Source organism: Vogesella mureinivorans (assembly GCF_007644035.1).
Classification (GTDB): domain Bacteria; phylum Pseudomonadota; class Gammaproteobacteria; order Burkholderiales; family Chromobacteriaceae; genus Vogesella; species Vogesella mureinivorans.
Genome location: NZ_VMTV02000512.1, coordinates 60,798 through 75,685, shown reverse-complemented (window position 1 = coordinate 75,685; position 14,888 = coordinate 60,798). Strand labels below are relative to the sequence as shown.

General features: G+C 61.9%; 18 protein-coding genes. 15 read left to right on the top strand and 3 right to left on the bottom strand.

What is annotated here, in order from left to right:
- Positions 1–99 precede the first annotated feature (99 nt).
- Together FLQ44_RS24610 and FLQ44_RS14035 are read right to left on the bottom strand one after the other, a co-directional pair.
- Positions 100–225, bottom strand: a complete 126-nt coding sequence (locus FLQ44_RS24610) for a hypothetical protein (protein ID WP_276607862.1) — start codon at positions 223–225, stop codon at positions 100–102.
- A 12-nt stretch (positions 226–237) separates the two neighbouring features.
- Complete coding sequence (locus FLQ44_RS14035) at positions 238–2,205, bottom strand: cation:proton antiporter domain-containing protein (protein WP_147694893.1); 1,968 nt, start codon at positions 2,203–2,205, stop codon at positions 238–240.
- 102 nt (positions 2,206–2,307) lie between these two features.
- Between FLQ44_RS14035 and FLQ44_RS14030 the strand changes: the two genes are divergently transcribed.
- The 15 genes from FLQ44_RS14030 to FLQ44_RS13960 all read left to right on the top strand — a co-directional run bounded on the left by FLQ44_RS14030 (position 2,308) and on the right by FLQ44_RS13960 (position 13,817).
- A complete protein-coding gene (locus FLQ44_RS14030) occupies positions 2,308–3,282 on the top strand; it encodes a KpsF/GutQ family sugar-phosphate isomerase (RefSeq protein ID WP_439144930.1) in 975 nt (324 codons plus the stop codon).
- 8 nt (positions 3,283–3,290) lie between these two features.
- Positions 3,291–3,815 (top strand): 3-deoxy-manno-octulosonate-8-phosphatase KdsC, encoded by a 525-nt coding sequence (gene kdsC, locus FLQ44_RS14025; RefSeq protein WP_147683046.1) that lies wholly within the window; start codon positions 3,291–3,293, stop codon positions 3,813–3,815.
- Positions 3,812–4,375, top strand: a complete 564-nt coding sequence (gene lptC / locus FLQ44_RS14020; RefSeq protein ID WP_147694891.1) for an LPS export ABC transporter periplasmic protein LptC — start codon at positions 3,812–3,814, stop codon at positions 4,373–4,375. Before kdsC ends, lptC begins: the two co-directional genes overlap by 4 nt.
- Positions 4,365–4,865 (top strand): lipopolysaccharide transport periplasmic protein LptA, encoded by a 501-nt coding sequence (lptA, locus tag FLQ44_RS14015; RefSeq protein WP_147694889.1) that lies wholly within the window; start codon positions 4,365–4,367, stop codon positions 4,863–4,865. Before lptC ends, lptA begins: the two co-directional genes overlap by 11 nt.
- On the top strand, positions 4,862–5,590 hold the full coding sequence (gene lptB / locus FLQ44_RS14010) for an LPS export ABC transporter ATP-binding protein (RefSeq protein ID WP_147694887.1): 729 nt from the start codon (positions 4,862–4,864) through the stop codon (positions 5,588–5,590). The genes lptA and lptB overlap by 4 nt, the downstream gene beginning before the upstream one ends.
- A gap of 5 nt (positions 5,591–5,595) precedes the next feature.
- Positions 5,596–6,999: an RNA polymerase factor sigma-54 gene (locus FLQ44_RS14005; protein ID WP_147694885.1), complete on the top strand. Its 1,404-nt coding sequence runs from the start codon at positions 5,596–5,598 to the stop codon at positions 6,997–6,999.
- 58 nt (positions 7,000–7,057) lie between these two features.
- Positions 7,058–7,378: a ribosome hibernation-promoting factor, HPF/YfiA family gene (gene hpf / locus FLQ44_RS14000; protein ID WP_017510098.1), complete on the top strand. Its 321-nt coding sequence runs from the start codon at positions 7,058–7,060 to the stop codon at positions 7,376–7,378.
- Between the two features lie 338 nt (positions 7,379–7,716).
- A complete protein-coding gene (ptsN, locus tag FLQ44_RS13995; RefSeq protein ID WP_147694883.1) occupies positions 7,717–8,175 on the top strand; it encodes a PTS IIA-like nitrogen regulatory protein PtsN in 459 nt (152 codons plus the stop codon).
- Positions 8,168–9,124, top strand: a complete 957-nt coding sequence (gene hprK, locus FLQ44_RS13990; RefSeq protein WP_147694882.1) for an HPr(Ser) kinase/phosphatase — start codon at positions 8,168–8,170, stop codon at positions 9,122–9,124. Before ptsN ends, hprK begins: the two co-directional genes overlap by 8 nt.
- Positions 9,105–9,956: an RNase adapter RapZ gene (gene rapZ / locus FLQ44_RS13985; RefSeq protein WP_147694881.1), complete on the top strand. Its 852-nt coding sequence runs from the start codon at positions 9,105–9,107 to the stop codon at positions 9,954–9,956. Before hprK ends, rapZ begins: the two co-directional genes overlap by 20 nt.
- 2 nt (positions 9,957–9,958) lie before the next feature.
- The gene (locus FLQ44_RS13980) at positions 9,959–10,330 is read left to right on the top strand and encodes a NusG domain II-containing protein (RefSeq protein ID WP_147694880.1); all 372 of its coding nucleotides are present in this window, start codon (positions 9,959–9,961) and stop codon (positions 10,328–10,330) included.
- Positions 10,311–10,856 carry a Gx transporter family protein gene (locus tag FLQ44_RS13975; protein ID WP_147694879.1) on the top strand — a complete coding sequence of 182 codons (546 nt, stop codon included), beginning with the start codon at positions 10,311–10,313 and terminating at the stop codon, positions 10,854–10,856. The genes FLQ44_RS13980 and FLQ44_RS13975 overlap by 20 nt, the downstream gene beginning before the upstream one ends.
- Positions 10,832–11,446, top strand: coding sequence for a flavin prenyltransferase UbiX (locus FLQ44_RS13970; RefSeq protein ID WP_147694878.1), 615 nt, complete (start codon positions 10,832–10,834; stop codon positions 11,444–11,446). Before FLQ44_RS13975 ends, FLQ44_RS13970 begins: the two co-directional genes overlap by 25 nt.
- On the top strand, positions 11,443–12,921 hold the full coding sequence (locus FLQ44_RS13965) for an NAD(P)H-hydrate dehydratase (protein WP_147694877.1): 1,479 nt from the start codon (positions 11,443–11,445) through the stop codon (positions 12,919–12,921). Before FLQ44_RS13970 ends, FLQ44_RS13965 begins: the two co-directional genes overlap by 4 nt.
- Positions 12,918–13,817, top strand: a complete 900-nt coding sequence (locus tag FLQ44_RS13960; RefSeq protein ID WP_147694876.1) for a DMT family transporter — start codon at positions 12,918–12,920, stop codon at positions 13,815–13,817. The genes FLQ44_RS13965 and FLQ44_RS13960 overlap by 4 nt, the downstream gene beginning before the upstream one ends.
- An 82-nt stretch (positions 13,818–13,899) precedes the next feature.
- Here FLQ44_RS13960 and ispH read toward each other — a convergent pair whose 3' ends face one another.
- Positions 13,900–14,844 (bottom strand): 4-hydroxy-3-methylbut-2-enyl diphosphate reductase, encoded by a 945-nt coding sequence (gene ispH, locus FLQ44_RS13955; protein WP_147694875.1) that lies wholly within the window; start codon positions 14,842–14,844, stop codon positions 13,900–13,902.
- Positions 14,845–14,888 lie beyond the last annotated feature (44 nt).

Sequence of the window (14,888 nt, the reverse complement as noted above, 5' to 3'; positions counted from 1 at the left end):
AGCCTGGCCGCCTATCGCTGCGGCCAACCCTGGCAAGTCATGACAAGGCCTGTTTGCCACGCAAACAGGCCTTGTTTTGCAAACAACCCAACGGTTAGCTCACAGCCCGGTAGCGCTGCCCGGCTTGGCCAGACACTCAGCCAGCACGAACACAATCTTGCCCGCCAGCAAAAAAGGTTGGCCGCACACGACTGCGGCCAACCTTTTTCGTTTCAATGCGGCCACACAGGCCGCCGCTCAGCCCTGCAGCAGCAAGGTCTCCGCCAAGAGCAGCTGCTCCGGCCGTGCCAGCAGCACCAGTACATCGCCCTCGCATAGCTCGAAATCCGGCGTCAGCTCGGTATAGCGCGTATGGCCACGGCGTATCGCTTTTACTTCTACCTGGCTATCGGGCAGCTTGATGGCACCCAGTGGCAAGCCGATGGCGTGCGCACCACTGACCAGCTGCACGCTATGCAGGCGCGACATCTGGCTATCGTCGATACCGTCCACTTCGTCACTGGCTCCACGGAAGAAACCCTTGAACAGGTTGTAGCGCTCTTCACGCACGGTGCGGATACGGCGCAGCACACGGCCCAGCGGGACGCCCAGCACCACCAGCGCGTGCGAGGCCAGCATCAGGCTGCCTTCCATCACTTCGGACACCACCTCGTCGGCCCCCGCCTGGCGCAGCTGCTCAATATCGGTGTCGTCGATGGTGCGCACAATCACCGGCAGGTCGCTGCGCAGCTGGCGCACCACGTCGATAATGCGCTCGGAAGCATGGGTGTCGGCAAAGGTAATCACCACCGCCTTGGCGCGCAGCGCGCCAGCCGCCGTCAGCACCTCGCGTTTGGCGGCATCGCCAAACACCACCGGGTCGCCCGCCTCGCCGGCTTCGCGCACGCGCTCCGGGTCCAGATCCAGCGCAAAAAAGGAGATATCTTCGCTTTCCAGCAGACGGGCCAGGTACTGGCCGCTACGGCCGTAGCCGCAAATGATCACGTGCTCGTTCTTGCTCATGGTCTGCACCAGGATCTGGTGCAGGTCTACCGACATCAGCGCCCAGTCCTGCTTGATCAGGCGTTTGCTGATACGGTCGGCGTACTGGATCAGGAACGGTGCCACCAGCATGGACAGCAAAATACCGGCAATCGCCGCCTGCTCGATAGCCGGATCCAACAGCTTCAGGCTACCGGACAGCGACAGCAACACAAAACCAAACTCGCCGCCCTGCGCCAGCGCCAGGCCAGCCTTGAACGCATCGTTGGCACGGTGCCCCAAGGCCCGCGCCACACCAAATACCACCAGCAGCTTGACTGGCAGCAGCAACACCAGCATCAACAACACGGCACCAGACTGCTCGAACAGCACGCCCACATCCAGCCGCATGCCCACCGTAATAAAGAAGAAGCCCAGCAAAATATCGCGGAACGGCTTGATGTCTTCCTCTACCTGGAAACGGTATTCGGTTTCCGAAATCAGCATACCCGCCACAAACGCCCCCAGTGCCAGCGACAAGCCAGCTTGCTGGGTGATAAACGCCACGCCCAGGGTGATGAGCAGCACATTGATCATGAACAGTTCGCTGGAGCGCTGGCGCGCCACCAGATGAAACCAGGGCCGCATCAGGCGCTGGCCAAACACCAACAGCAGGCTCAGCACCAGCACCACTTTCACTGCGGCCATACCCAGGTCGGCCGCCAGGTGGCTAGAGTTGGCCGCAAAGGCCGGCAGCAGGATCAGCAGCGGCACCACGGCAATATCCTGGAACAGCAGCGTACCCATGGCCAGCTGGCCATGCGGCTGCGCCAGCTCCAGGCGCTCGGCCAGCAGCTTGCTGACAATGGCGGTAGACGACATGGTCAGGGCGGCGCCAATGGCAAAGCCAGCCAGCATGCTGCCGGTAAGCCAGCCTACGGCACCGGTAATCAGCAGCAGCGTGACCACCACCTGCGCCAGCCCCACCCCGAACACCAGGTGCTTCATGGCTTTGAGCTTGGCCAGCGAAAACTCCAGCCCGATGGAGAACATCATGAAGACAATGCCGATTTCGCCCAGAAACTCGGTCTCGGGGCCTTCCGGTATCAGGTGCATCACACCGGGGCCCGCCAGGAAGCCCACTACCAGATAGCCCAGCATGGGCGGTACACGCAGGCTACGGCAGGCGGTAACAGCCAGAACGGCCACCAGCAACACCACTACTATGGGAAACAGGGAATGCATCGTGGGGGAGTGCTCCTCGCGACAAAAAACAGGCCAAGCAAAACTTGCACCCGCCAGGTAAGGTCGAACGATTATAAGCTGATATAATTGGTGACTATGGATATTGAGCAAAAACAACAGCAGCTGGCGCTGGCGCGCGAGGTGCTACACATCGAAGCGGATGCCATCCACAGCATGGCACAGCGGCTGGACGACGCCTTTCTGGACGCAGTCAGCCTGGTGCTGGCTTGCCAGGGCCGCGTCATTGTCACCGGTATCGGTAAATCGGGCCATGTCGGCCGCAAGATTGCCGCTACCCTGGCCAGTACCGGCACGCCGTCGTTTTTCATGCACCCGGCAGAGGCCGCCCACGGCGACCTGGGCATGGTCACCACGCGTGACGTGATTCTGGCGCTGTCCAACTCGGGCGAAAGCGACGAAATCATCGCCCTGCTGCCCGCGCTCAAGCGCAAGGGCATTGCCATTATCGCCATGACCGGCCGCCCGCAGTCCACCCTGGCACAAGAAGCCAATGTGCACCTGGATGTGTCGGTAGAAAAAGAGGCCTGCACCCTGGGGCTGGCCCCTACCACCAGCACCACCGCAGCGCTGGCCATGGGCGATGCCCTGGCGGTAACCCTGCTGGATGCCCGCGATTTCAAACCGGAAGACTTTGCCCTGTCGCACCCCGGCGGCAGCCTGGGCCGCCGCCTGCTGGTACACATCAGCGACGTCATGCACAGTGGCGATGCCCTGCCGGTGGTACGCAGCGGCGCGTCACTGAAAGACGCCCTGCTGGAAATGACCCGCAAAGGCCTGGGCATGACCGCCGTGCTGGCTGCGGATGGCAGCCTGGCAGGTATCTTTACCGATGGCGACTTGCGGCGTACGCTGGACCGCTCGCTGGATCTGGCTGGCCTCACGATCGACGACGTCATGGGCCGCCAGCCGCGCACCATTGCGGCCAACCTGTTGGCAGCCGAAGCCGCCAAAGAAATGGAACTGCGCAAGATCAACGGCCTGCTGGTGGTAGACGGCAACGGCGCCCTGATTGGCGCGCTCAATATGCACGACCTGCTCAAGGCAGGCGTGGTGTAAGGACCCCCATGCAAAAAATGACCGACCTGGCCAAACGAACCCGCCTGCTGATCCTGGACGTAGACGGCGTGCTGACCGATGGCCGCATCTTCATTACCGCCAGCGGCGAAGAGTTCAAAGCCTTCAACACCCTGGACGGCCACGGCCTGAAAATGCTGCAAGCCACCGGCGTACAGCTGGCCATCATCACCGGCCGCGCCGCGCCTAGCGTGGCACACCGCGTACGCGGCCTGGGCATAGACCACTACTACGAAGGCGTGCACGACAAACGCACCGCCTTTGCCGACCTGCTGGCCAAAACCGGCATTGCCGCCGAAGACTGCGCCTATATTGGCGACGACGTGATCGACCTGCCAGTCATGAGCCGCGTAGGGTTGGCCGTAGCGGTACCGGACGCGCCCAGCTTTGTGCGCCAGCATGCCCACTTTGTGACAGGTAACCGTGGCGGGCGCGGTGCCGTACGCGAGCTGTGCGAGCTCATCATGCAAGCCCAGGGCAACTTTGATCGTGTCATGGCCAGCTACCTAGAATGAACCGCGCCGCGAAACTGTTTCCCATCGGGCTGATGCTGGCCATGGGCCTGCTATCGTTCTGGCTGAACGTACTCACCGAATGGCGCACGCCAGCGCAGCGCCAGCTGGACCCCACACAGCCCGAGTACACTATCGATAAGCTGCAGGCTACCCGTTTCGACGAACAAGGCCAGCCACTGCAGCGCCTGAACGCCAGCAAAATGTGGAAGCTGCCGCAAACCGAACAGGTGTACATGCAACAACCTGATGTAAAGCAGTACCGCAACGGCCAGCTGGACTACAGCCTGCGCGCCGACCAGGGCCGCTACGCCCGCAGTACCGGTATCGGGCTGTTTGAAGGCCATGTAGACATGCTGCGCCAGCCCATGGGCCAGCAAGCCGCCATCCATCTGCAAACGCCCTCGCTACGGGTAAACAGCCAAAGTGGCATTCTCAGCAACCAGGCCCCCGTTACCATTGACGATGGCCAGTCGCGTATCAACGCTATCGGCTTCTACTACAACCACCCGGCCGGGCAGCTGAAACTGCTATCTCAAGTAAGGATTTCCTATGCGCCATAGCCTGATGCTTGCGCTGGCACTCGGCACCCTATGCGCCCCTGCATTCGCCGAAAAAGCCGACAGCAGCAAACCTATCGAAGTAAATGCCGACAGCGCATCGCTAGACCAAAAACAGGGCATCAACGTGTTTGAGGGCAATGTCATCATCACCCAGGGTACCCTGAGCCTGCGCGCACACAAAACCGTTGCCACACAAGACGCCAACCGCCGCCAGAAGCTGCAAGCCACCGGCAGCCCGGTGTACTTCCGCCAAAAGCTGGATGGCCAGGCGGAATACGTAGACGGCCAGGCCAGCCGCGTGGACTACGACTCGGCCAACAATACCGTTGTGCTGACAGGTAAAGCGCAGGTCAAGCGTGGCAAGGACATCGTGAATGGCGAACAGATTACCTACAACACCGCCACCGAGATTTACCAGGTGAAAGGCCAGGGCGGTAGCAACACGACCGGCCGCGTCACCATCATCCTCCAGCCGCAGGAAAAACCATGAGCCAAAGCCGGCTGAGCATCCAGCACCTGAAAAAAACCTTCAAGAAACGGACCGTGGTGCGGGACGTTTCCATGGACATTGCCAGCGGCGAGGTGATCGGCCTGCTGGGCCCCAACGGTGCCGGCAAGACCACCAGCTTTTACATGGTGGTAGGGCTGGTGGCCGCCGAAGCCGGTGAAATCACGCTCAATGGCGAAGTCATCACCCACATGCCCATCCACAAACGTGCCCGGCTGGGCCTGGGTTATCTGCCGCAAGAAGCATCCATCTTCCGCAAAATGACGGTCGAGGAAAACATCCAGGCGGTGCTGGAAGTGGCCGGCCTGTCTGGTGAGGCGCTGGATAATGAGCTGCAGCTGCTGCTGGACGACCTGAACATCGGCCACCTGCGCGAAACCAACGCCATGGCCCTGTCCGGTGGCGAGCGCCGCCGTGTGGAAATTGCCCGCGTACTGGCGACCAAACCGCGCTTCATCCTGCTGGATGAACCCTTTGCCGGTGTGGACCCCATTGCCGTGATCGACATTCAGAAAATCATCTCTTTCCTGAAACAGCGCGGCATAGGCGTGCTGATTACCGACCACAATGTGCGCGAAACACTGCGCATCTGCGACCGCGCCTACATTATTTCCGAAGGCCGCGTGCTGGCCTCCGGCTTGCCAGACGAACTGGTCAATAACGAACAGGTTCGCCAGGTTTACCTGGGCGAGCATTTCCACCTGTAAGCGAAATGAAACAAACCCTCCAGCTCAAAGTCAGCCAGCAGCTTACCCTGACGCCGCAACTGCAGCAGTCCATCAAACTGCTGCAAATGTCCACGCTGGACCTGTCCAGCGAACTGGAGCGCTACCTGCTGGAAAACCCGCTACTGGAGCGCAGCGACGGTAGCGACAGCCCCCCGGCAGAAGGTGATGCACCCGTCACCCAGGAAAGCAGCAACGACACCGCCGAAGACCGCCAGCAAGACAGCATGGAGCTCACGGACTGGGGCAGCGGTGGCGGTGGCGGCCACCACGATGGCGACGACGAATTCGACCCCATCCTCAACGCCCCCTGCCGCCCCACCCTGCGCGAACACCTGACGGCACAAATGCGGGAAACCCAGCTAGGCCGCCGCGATAGCGCCCTGCTAGCCCTGCTGATAGACGAGCTGGACGACGACGGCTACCTGCAAACCCCGCTGGAAGACGTGGCCGCCGAACTACCGCTAGAGCTGGATGTCGAAGCCGAAGAGCTGGAAACCCTGCGCAAGCTCATGATGCAATTTGAGCCCATGGGCATAGGCAGCCGCGATCTGGCGGAATTCCTGGCGCTGCAGCTGGGCAACCTGCCGGCATCTACGCCATCTCTGCCCCTGGCTCGCAAGCTGGCAGGCGAACACCTGGCGCTGCTGGGCAGCCGTGACTACACCAGGCTCAAGAAAATACTGGGGGTTAGCGAAGCCGAATTACGCGCCGCGCATAGTCTTATTGCCACGCTGCGACCCAGGCCCACCAGCGGTTTTGACCAGGGTGAGACACATTATGTCGCACCGGATATCCATGTAGTGCGTCGTGGCGGGCGCTGGGTCGCCCAGCTCAATCGCGGCTCGCTGCCAAAACTTCAAGTAAATCAGCTGTATGCAAACATGCTGCAGCAACGCGACAACAGCCACAACCTTTCCGGCCAGCTGCAAGAGGCCAGATGGCTGGTAAAAAACATTCAGCAACGGTTTGACACCATCCTGAAAGTGTCGGAATCTATCGTTGAAAGGCAGCAAGCGTTCTTTGAACACGGTGAAGTGGCCATGCGCCCGCTGATATTGCGAGACATCGCAGACGAACTGGGTTTGCATGAATCCACCATTTCCAGGGTCACAACCCAGAAGTACCTGCTGTGCAGCAGGGGCTTGTTCGAGCTGAAATACTTCTTTGGTAATGCTCTGGAAACGGATAGTGGCGGCGAATGTTCTGCCACGGCCATCAAGGCGCTGATACGCCAGATCATCGATAGCGAAGATGGCAAAAAACCGCTATCGGACAGCGCCATCGCCGACAAGCTCACGGCACAAGGTATTCAGGTTGCCAGACGTACGGTAGCCAAGTATCGTGAAGCTATGCAGATTCCGCCAGTTAGCCTTCGCAAGGCCTTATAGAAGTGCCAAACACCGGTGCGGCCAGCCCGACCGCACTGTTAACAGAAGGAGTCAGGGTATGAACCTCAAAATTACCGGTCTACACCTCGAAGTTACCCCATCGATTCGCGAGTACATCGAGAGCAAACTAGAACGCATCACCCGCCACGTAGATAATGTCATTGGCGTTAACGTGACGCTGTCGGTTGATAAACTGGTACAGAAAGCGGAGGTCAATGTTCATCTGGCAGGCAAAGACATTCATGTCGAATCGGAAGAAGCCGATATGTACGCCGCCATCGACACACTGATGGATAAACTGGACCGTCAGGTATTGAAGTTCAAGGAAAAACAGGGTGAACACCGGGTTAACGCCCAACAGGTTAACGCCACCCTGTAAGGCACGATGATGCACAACACGGGAGCCACCAGGCTCCCGTTTTTGTTTTCCTGCCGCAGCAAGACCATTTTTTTACCTGTCACAACGATTTCAATGCTGCGTCGTGTGCCAAACAGGGCAAAATGCGCATGCCCCGTGTGCCACCATGAACCAAACGGTGCCACGCACCAGCGCAGCCAGCCTGATGTTTCAAGCAGTACCCGCAGCCCCCAACGCAAGATCAAACCGGGTGTTTGGCCTGCGGCACTTATCCGGCCCAGGCGGGTCTTATCCTGCCCTATTGCAAACAGCCGACTCGGCGTAGAATGGCCGACGGTTTTTTCCGGCAAATGTAAATCATGAGCTTGATTGGCAAGATTCTTCCGCAGCAAAACGTGCTGGCGGATGTAGACGTATCCAGCAAGAAGCGCCTGTTCGAACAGGTAGGCCTGATGGTTGAAAACAGCCATGGCATTGCCCGTAGTGACATCTTTGACAGCCTGTTTGCCCGCGAAAAGCTGGGCTCTACCGGGCTGGGCCAAGGTGTAGCCATACCGCATGGCCGGGTAAAAGGCCTGAAAGAGGCCACCGGCGTGCTTATCCGCCTGGCCAGCCCGATACCGTTCGACTCGCCCGATGGCAAGCCGGTCAACCTGCTGTTTGTCCTGCTGGTGCCCGAGCAGGCTACCGACCTGCACCTGCAGGTGCTGTCAGAGCTGGCCCAGCTGTTTTCCAGCCGTAGCCTGCGCGACAAAATGGCCAGTTGCGACGCGGTAACCCTGTACGAGTTACTTACCGGAAACGCCCCCCATGCCTAATATCAGTGTGCGCCGCCTGTATCAGGACAACCAGCACAAGCTGAGCCTGAGCTGGGTAGCCAGCCGTGCCGGCTCTGACAACCTGATTTCCAATGATGAGCAACGGCCAACCCAGGCGCTGGTGGGCCATCTGAACTTTATCCACCCCAACCGGGTGCAGGTATTGGGCCTGGCCGAGGTGGAATACCTGAACAAGCTGGAGCAAGCCGCCGCACGTACCGCGCTGGACCAGCTGTTCCACAAAACCATGGCCGTGGTGATCGTGGCCAATGGCCAGCCCGTACCCAAGCTGCTGCACGACTACTGCCAGACGCACAATGTGCCGCTGATGAGCACGCCGCTGGAAAGCCCCTACCTGATGGACGTGCTGCGCATTTACCTGGCGCGCGCCCTGGCCGTCTCCACGGTCATGCACGGCGTGTTTCTGGATGTGCTGGAAATCGGCGTACTGATCATGGGCGACTCGGCCATGGGTAAAAGCGAGCTGGCGCTGGAGCTGATCTCGCGTGGCCATGGCCTGGTAGCCGATGATGCGGTAGAGCTATACCGTATTGGCCCTGAGACACTGGAAGGGCGCTGCCCGCCCCTGCTGCGCGACTTTCTGGAAGTACGCGGCCTGGGCATCCTGAACATCCGCACCATCTTTGGCGAAACAGCTGTACGCCCCAAAAAAGTACTGAAGCTGATCATCCATTTGATGAAAGCCAATGATCAGGCCATGCAGGCGCTGGACCGGCTGAATATCCAGTCCGAGACACAAGACATTCTGGGTGTCACCGTGCGCAAGGTGGTACTGCCTGTGGCCGCCGGCCGCAACCTGGCGGTACTGGTAGAAGCGGCCGTGCGTAACTACATCCTGCAGCTGCGCGGCATAGATAGCACCCGCGAGTTCATCGACCGCCATACCAACCTGCTACGGGACCAGGAACATGCAGCTGATTCTGATTAGTGGCCTCTCCGGCTCTGGTAAGTCCGTGGCACTACGCGTGCTGGAAGACAGCGGCTACTACTGCGTAGACAACCTGCCACCCAGCATGCTGGCCGACGCCATTGCGCTGTACCACGAACACGGGCACAGCCAGATCGCCATCAGCGTGGATACCCGCTCGGCACCGACCCTGGCTGCCCTGCCCGATGCCATCAAGGCGCTGCGCGCACTGGATATCGATGTGCGGCTGCTCTACCTGGAAGCCAGTACCGACATCCTGGTCAAGCGCTTTTCCGAAACCCGCCGCCGCCACCCTTTATCCAATGGCAGCCTCACGGTAGAAGAGTGCATCCGCCTGGAGCACGAGATGCTGGAGCACGTGGGCGAGCTGGGCCACCGTATCGACACCAGCCATCTGTCGGCCAACGCGCTGCGTGGCTACGTCAAGCTGCTGGCTGGTGCGGACAGCAGCCGCATGACAGTTGTATTCGAGTCGTTCGGCTTCAAGCACGGCATTCCACTGGACGCCGACTTTGTCTTTGACGTGCGTTGCCTGCCCAACCCCTACTACGAAGAAGCCTTGCGCCCGCTCACCGGCCGCGACCAAGCCATCTGCGACTTTTTTGCCGGCGAGCCCGAAGTGCAGCAAATGGAAGGCGATATCCGGCAGTTTATTGCCACCTGGCTGCCGCGCTTCAAGCAGGACAACCGCAGCTACGTCACCATCGCCATCGGCTGTACCGGCGGGCAACACCGCTCGGTGTACCTGACCGAACGGCTAGCGGCCAGCTTTGCCGACGAGCAGGTGCTGATCCGTCACCGCCAGCTGGGTGGCCGCAGCAGCGACCACTAGCCATGCGCCTGGCCCTGTTCAAGGCCGGCGACCTGCTGATCGCCACCCTGTTGGCCGCAAGCTGCTTCGGCAGCTTTTATTTTCTGTGGTACCAGCGCGGCCAGGCCAGCCATGTGCTGCTCTACCAGCATGGCCAGCTGGTAAAGCGCTGGCCGCTGCGGCTGGATAGCCAGTTTGCCCTGCACGGCCCGCTAGGGGCCACGCTAGTAGAAATACGCCAAGGGCGCGCGCGCATCGCGGCCGACCCCAGCCCCCGCCAGTACTGCGTACAGCAGGGCTGGCTAAGCCGCCCCGGCAGTACCGCCCTGTGCCTGCCCAACCGCACAGCCATTACCCTGGAAGGCGATAGCGGCCATGACTCGCTGGCATTCTGACCCGCCACCACCTGCCACCACCCACGACCTGCAGCTTGCCCGGCTGGCAGCGATCGGCATAGCGCTGTCGCTGCTGGAAAGCGCCATCCCCTCGCCGCTACCCGGCATCAAGCCCGGCCTGGCCAATATCGTTACCCTGATTGCCCTGCACCAGCTAGGCTGGCGTGCCGCCGCGTGGGTAAGCCTGCTGCGTATCGTGGGGGCCGGCGTGCTGCTGGGCAGCCTGTTCACCCCCGGCTTTTGGCTCAGCCTGGCAGGCGGCACCGGCAGCTTGCTGATGCTGGGGCTGGCTAGCGGGCTGCAGGCACGCTATTTCAGCCTGCTCAGCCACAGTATGCTGGCCGGCATGGCCCATCTTGCAGGACAATTGCTACTGGCGCGGCTATGGCTCATCCCCCACGATGGGGTCTGGCAGCTGCTGCCCCCTTTAATGCTTAGCAGCCTGCTGGCCAGTATGGCCACCGGCCTGCTTACCCTGAAACTGCTGGAGCAACACCCGCCATGCCAAGTCAAACCATTACCGTAGCCCTTACCGGCGCCTCTGGCCTGCCCTATGGCCTGCGCCTGATCGAGTGCCTGCTTGCAGCCGGTGTGCGCGTGTGGGTGCTGTATTCGCAGGCGGCCCAGGTAGTCGCCCAGCAGGAAATGAACCTGACCCTGCCGTCGCGCCCGGCGGCCTTCCAGGCCTGGCTGGAGGAACAATACCAGCCGGCCGACGGCCTGCTGCGCGTGTACGGGCGCGAAGAATGGTTTGCCCCGCCGGCCTCCGGCTCCAACCCGGCCGACGCCATGGTGGTGTGCCCCTGCTCGATGGGCACCTTGGCCGCTATTGCCGCCGGCAGCAGCGACAACCTGATCGAGCGTGCCGCCGACGTCAGCATCAAGGAGCAGCGCAAGCTGGTACTGGTACCGCGCGAGGCACCGCTATCCGCCATCCATCTGGAAAACATGCTGAAACTGGCGCGCCTGGGCGTATGCATCCTGCCGCCCAGCCCCGGCTTTTATACCCACCCGCAAAGCGTGCAAGACATGGTGGACTTTGTCGTGGCACGCATCATGGACCAAGTCGGCGTAGCGCATACCCTGCTGCCACGCTGGGGAGAAGACCGCGCATGAACAGCCCCGAACACAGCCTGCTAGCCCTGCCAGCCCTACGCCAGCTGGAGCAACAAGCAGAAGCCGCCGGCCTGCAGCTGATGCAGCGCGCCGCGCAAGCCATAGCCCGGTGGTGCCAGGCGCATGTCCCGCCCGGCGCCGCCATTCTGGTGGCGGCAGGCCCCGGCAATAATGGCGGCGACGCCATCCTGGCGGCCTGCCTGCTGCAAGAAGCCGGCTACCGGGTAGACGTATTGCTGCCCGAGCCACGGGTAAATAGCGCAGTAGCGGCGGCATTGCAGCGCTGGCAGGCGCTAGGCGGCAGCGTGCGGCCAACCCTGGGCGATGCCCAGCCCGCCTGGCTGCTGGACGGCCTGTTTGGCGTGGGCCTGAGCCGCCCACTGGGCGGGGCATGGCTACACCTGATTCGCCGCCTGAATGCCCTGCCCTGCCCCAAGCTGGCTATCGATATCCCCAGCGGCCTGGACGCCTGGACCGGCCAGCCACGCGGCGGTGCCCTGCGAGCCAGCCACACGCTAAGCCTGCTGGGGCCCAAGCCCGGCCTGTATACCGGCCAAGGGCGCGACTACTGCGGCCAAACCAGCGTAGCCCTGCTGGATTGCCCGCCAGCCTACTATCCGGCCGCCAGCGGCAGTATCGCAGTGCCCTCGGCCCAGCCACTACGGCGCCGGCACAGCAGCCACAAAGGCAGCTACGGCAACGTCAGCGTCATTGGCGGCGCTCGCGGCATGAGCGGCGCCGCCATTCTGGCAGGCCGCGCCGCACTGGCACTGGGTGCCGGCAAGGTGTTTGTGCACACGCAAGACGCCCTGTTGCTGGACCCGGCCACCCCGGAGCTGATGCTGCGCCCCTGGCAAGACGGCATGAATGTCCCTGCAGCCAACATCATGCTGATCGGCCCTGGCCTGGGCCTGAGCGACCCGGCCCACCAGGCACTGGATGCCCTGCTACTGCACGACAACACCCTGGTGCTGGACGCCGATGCCCTGAACCTGCTGGCGGCAGACAGCCAGCTACAGGCACGTTTGCGCCAGCGTAGCCACCCGGTATTGTTGACGCCCCACCCCAGTGAAGCCGCCCGCCTACTGGACTGCAGCACCGAGCAAGTGCAGGCCGACCGTATCGCCGCCGCCCAGCAGCTGGCACGGCAGTTTGCCTGCACCGTCTTGCTAAAAGGCAGCGGCACGCTGCTGGCCACCAGCGGCCAACCTTTCCGCCTGCTGGCACACGGCAGCCCGGCGCTGGCCGTAGCGGGCCAGGGGGACCTGCTGGGGGGCGCCATCTGCGCGCTGCTGGCGCAGGGCATGCCGCTGCTGGATGCCGCCCATCTGGCGGCCGACCTGCATGCCTGCGCCGGCGAACAATACGAAGCGGCACAAGGCGGCCCTATCGGCCTGAATGCCACCACCACCCTGCAGCTGATGACCCATGAACTGAACCAGCGCCTGAAACAGGCAGGAGCCCCCGCATTTTGACTTCGCAACACAAAGCTTACGCATTTGGTTTATCCGCCGTACTGGCCTGGTCCACCGTGGCCAGCGCTTTCAAACTGAGCCTGGCCCACCTGAGCCCGGCGCAGCTGGTGCTGTACGCCAGCGTGTTTTCGCTGCTGTCGCTGCTGACCATCCTGGGCTGGCAGGGCCGGCTGGCCACGCTGCCCGCGGCGCTGCGCCAGCACTGGCGCCGTTCGGCCATCCTGGGGGCGGTGAACCCGTTTGCCTATTACCTGATCCTGTTCCAGGCCTACGACCTACTCCCCGCGCAGGAAGCCCAGGCCATCAACTACACCTGGGCGCTGACCATGACGCTGCTGGCCGTGCCGGTACTAGGGCAAAAGCTGAAGCTGCAAGACAGCCTGGCGGCACTGGTGTGCTATAGCGGTGTGCTGACCATTGCCACCCGCGGCGCGCCGCTGGCGCTGAATTTCAGCAACCTGGCCGGCGTCGGCTTTGCGCTGCTGTCTACCGTGCTGTGGGCCGGCTACTGGCTGTTTAATGCCAAAGATGAGCGCGAGCCGGTGATGGGGCTGACGCTGAACTTCCTGCTCTCTCTGCCGCTAACGCTGATATGGTGCGCCGCCACCGGCGAGCTGACCCCGGTAGCGTGGCAAGGTATCGCCGGCGCCGCCTATGTCGGCGCGCTGGAAATGGGCTTTACCTTTGTGCTGTGGCTATCGGCCATGAAGCTCACCAGCAGCACCGCGCGCATTGCCAACCTGATTTTCCTGTCGCCCATGCTGTCGCTGGTGCTGATCAGCACCCTGCTGGGCGAGCCCATCCTGCCCAGTACCCTCACCGGCCTGGGCTTGATTCTGGGCGGGCTGCTGCTACAAAAGCTGCCTATCCCCGGCTTGCGCCCGGCACGCGCCTGAGCCCTAGCCTGCGCCACGGCACCATAAGAAAAGCGGCCAACCTTGATCAGGTTGGCCGCTTTTTCATACTGCTAGCGCTATATCAGGCTGCCGGCTTGCTATCACGCAGGCCGGGTGGCAGCGCAAAGGTAATGTGCTCTTCTACGCCGTTCAGCTCGCTGACTTGCTCGGCACCAAACGCTTTAATCTGCTCGATCACCGCCTGTACCAGCACCTCGGGCGCACTGGCGCCGGCGGTCACGCCTACGCGCTGCTTGCCGTCAAACCACGCCGCCTGCAGCAGGCTGGCGTTATCTACCATATAGGCGTCTACACCTTTCAGTGCCGCCACTTCGCGCAGGCGGTTGGAGTTGGAGCTGTTGGGCGAGCCCACCACCACCACGATATCGCACTCGTCTGCCAGCACTTTTACCGCGTCCTGGCGGTTTTGCGTGGCGTAGCAGATGTCGTCTTTCTTCGGGCTGTGAATGGCCGGGAAGCGGGCTTTCAGCGCGGTGATGATGTCGCGTGTTTCGTCTACCGACAGCGTGGTCTGGCTCACGTAAGACAGCGCCGTCGGGTTGGCCACCTGCAGCGTCGCCACATCGTCCACCGACTCCACCAGGTACATGCCGCTATTCACCTGCCCCATGGTGCCTTCCACCTCGGGGTGGCCCTTGTGGCCGATCATGATGATTTCCATCTCCGCCTGGTGCATGCGTTTTACCTCTACATGCACCTTGGTCACCAGCGGGCAGGTAGCGTCGTATACGGTCAGGCCCAGCGCTTCGGCCTGCTGGCGTACCGATAGCGGCACCCCGTGCGCCGAGTAGATCAGCGTGCTGCCAGCCGGCACATCTTTCAGCTCTTCGATAAAGATGGCGCCTTTGGCGCGCAGGTTATCCACCACAAAACGGTTATGCACCACTTCGTGCCGCACATAGATGGGCGCGCCGTATTTTTCCAGCGCCCGCTCAACGATGGCGATGGCACGGTCCACCCCGGCACAGAAGCCGCGCGGGTTGGCCAGCATGATGGTCTTCGTCATCGGTAATCCTTTTCATGAAAGGGGCCGCCTGAGGCGGCCCGTCA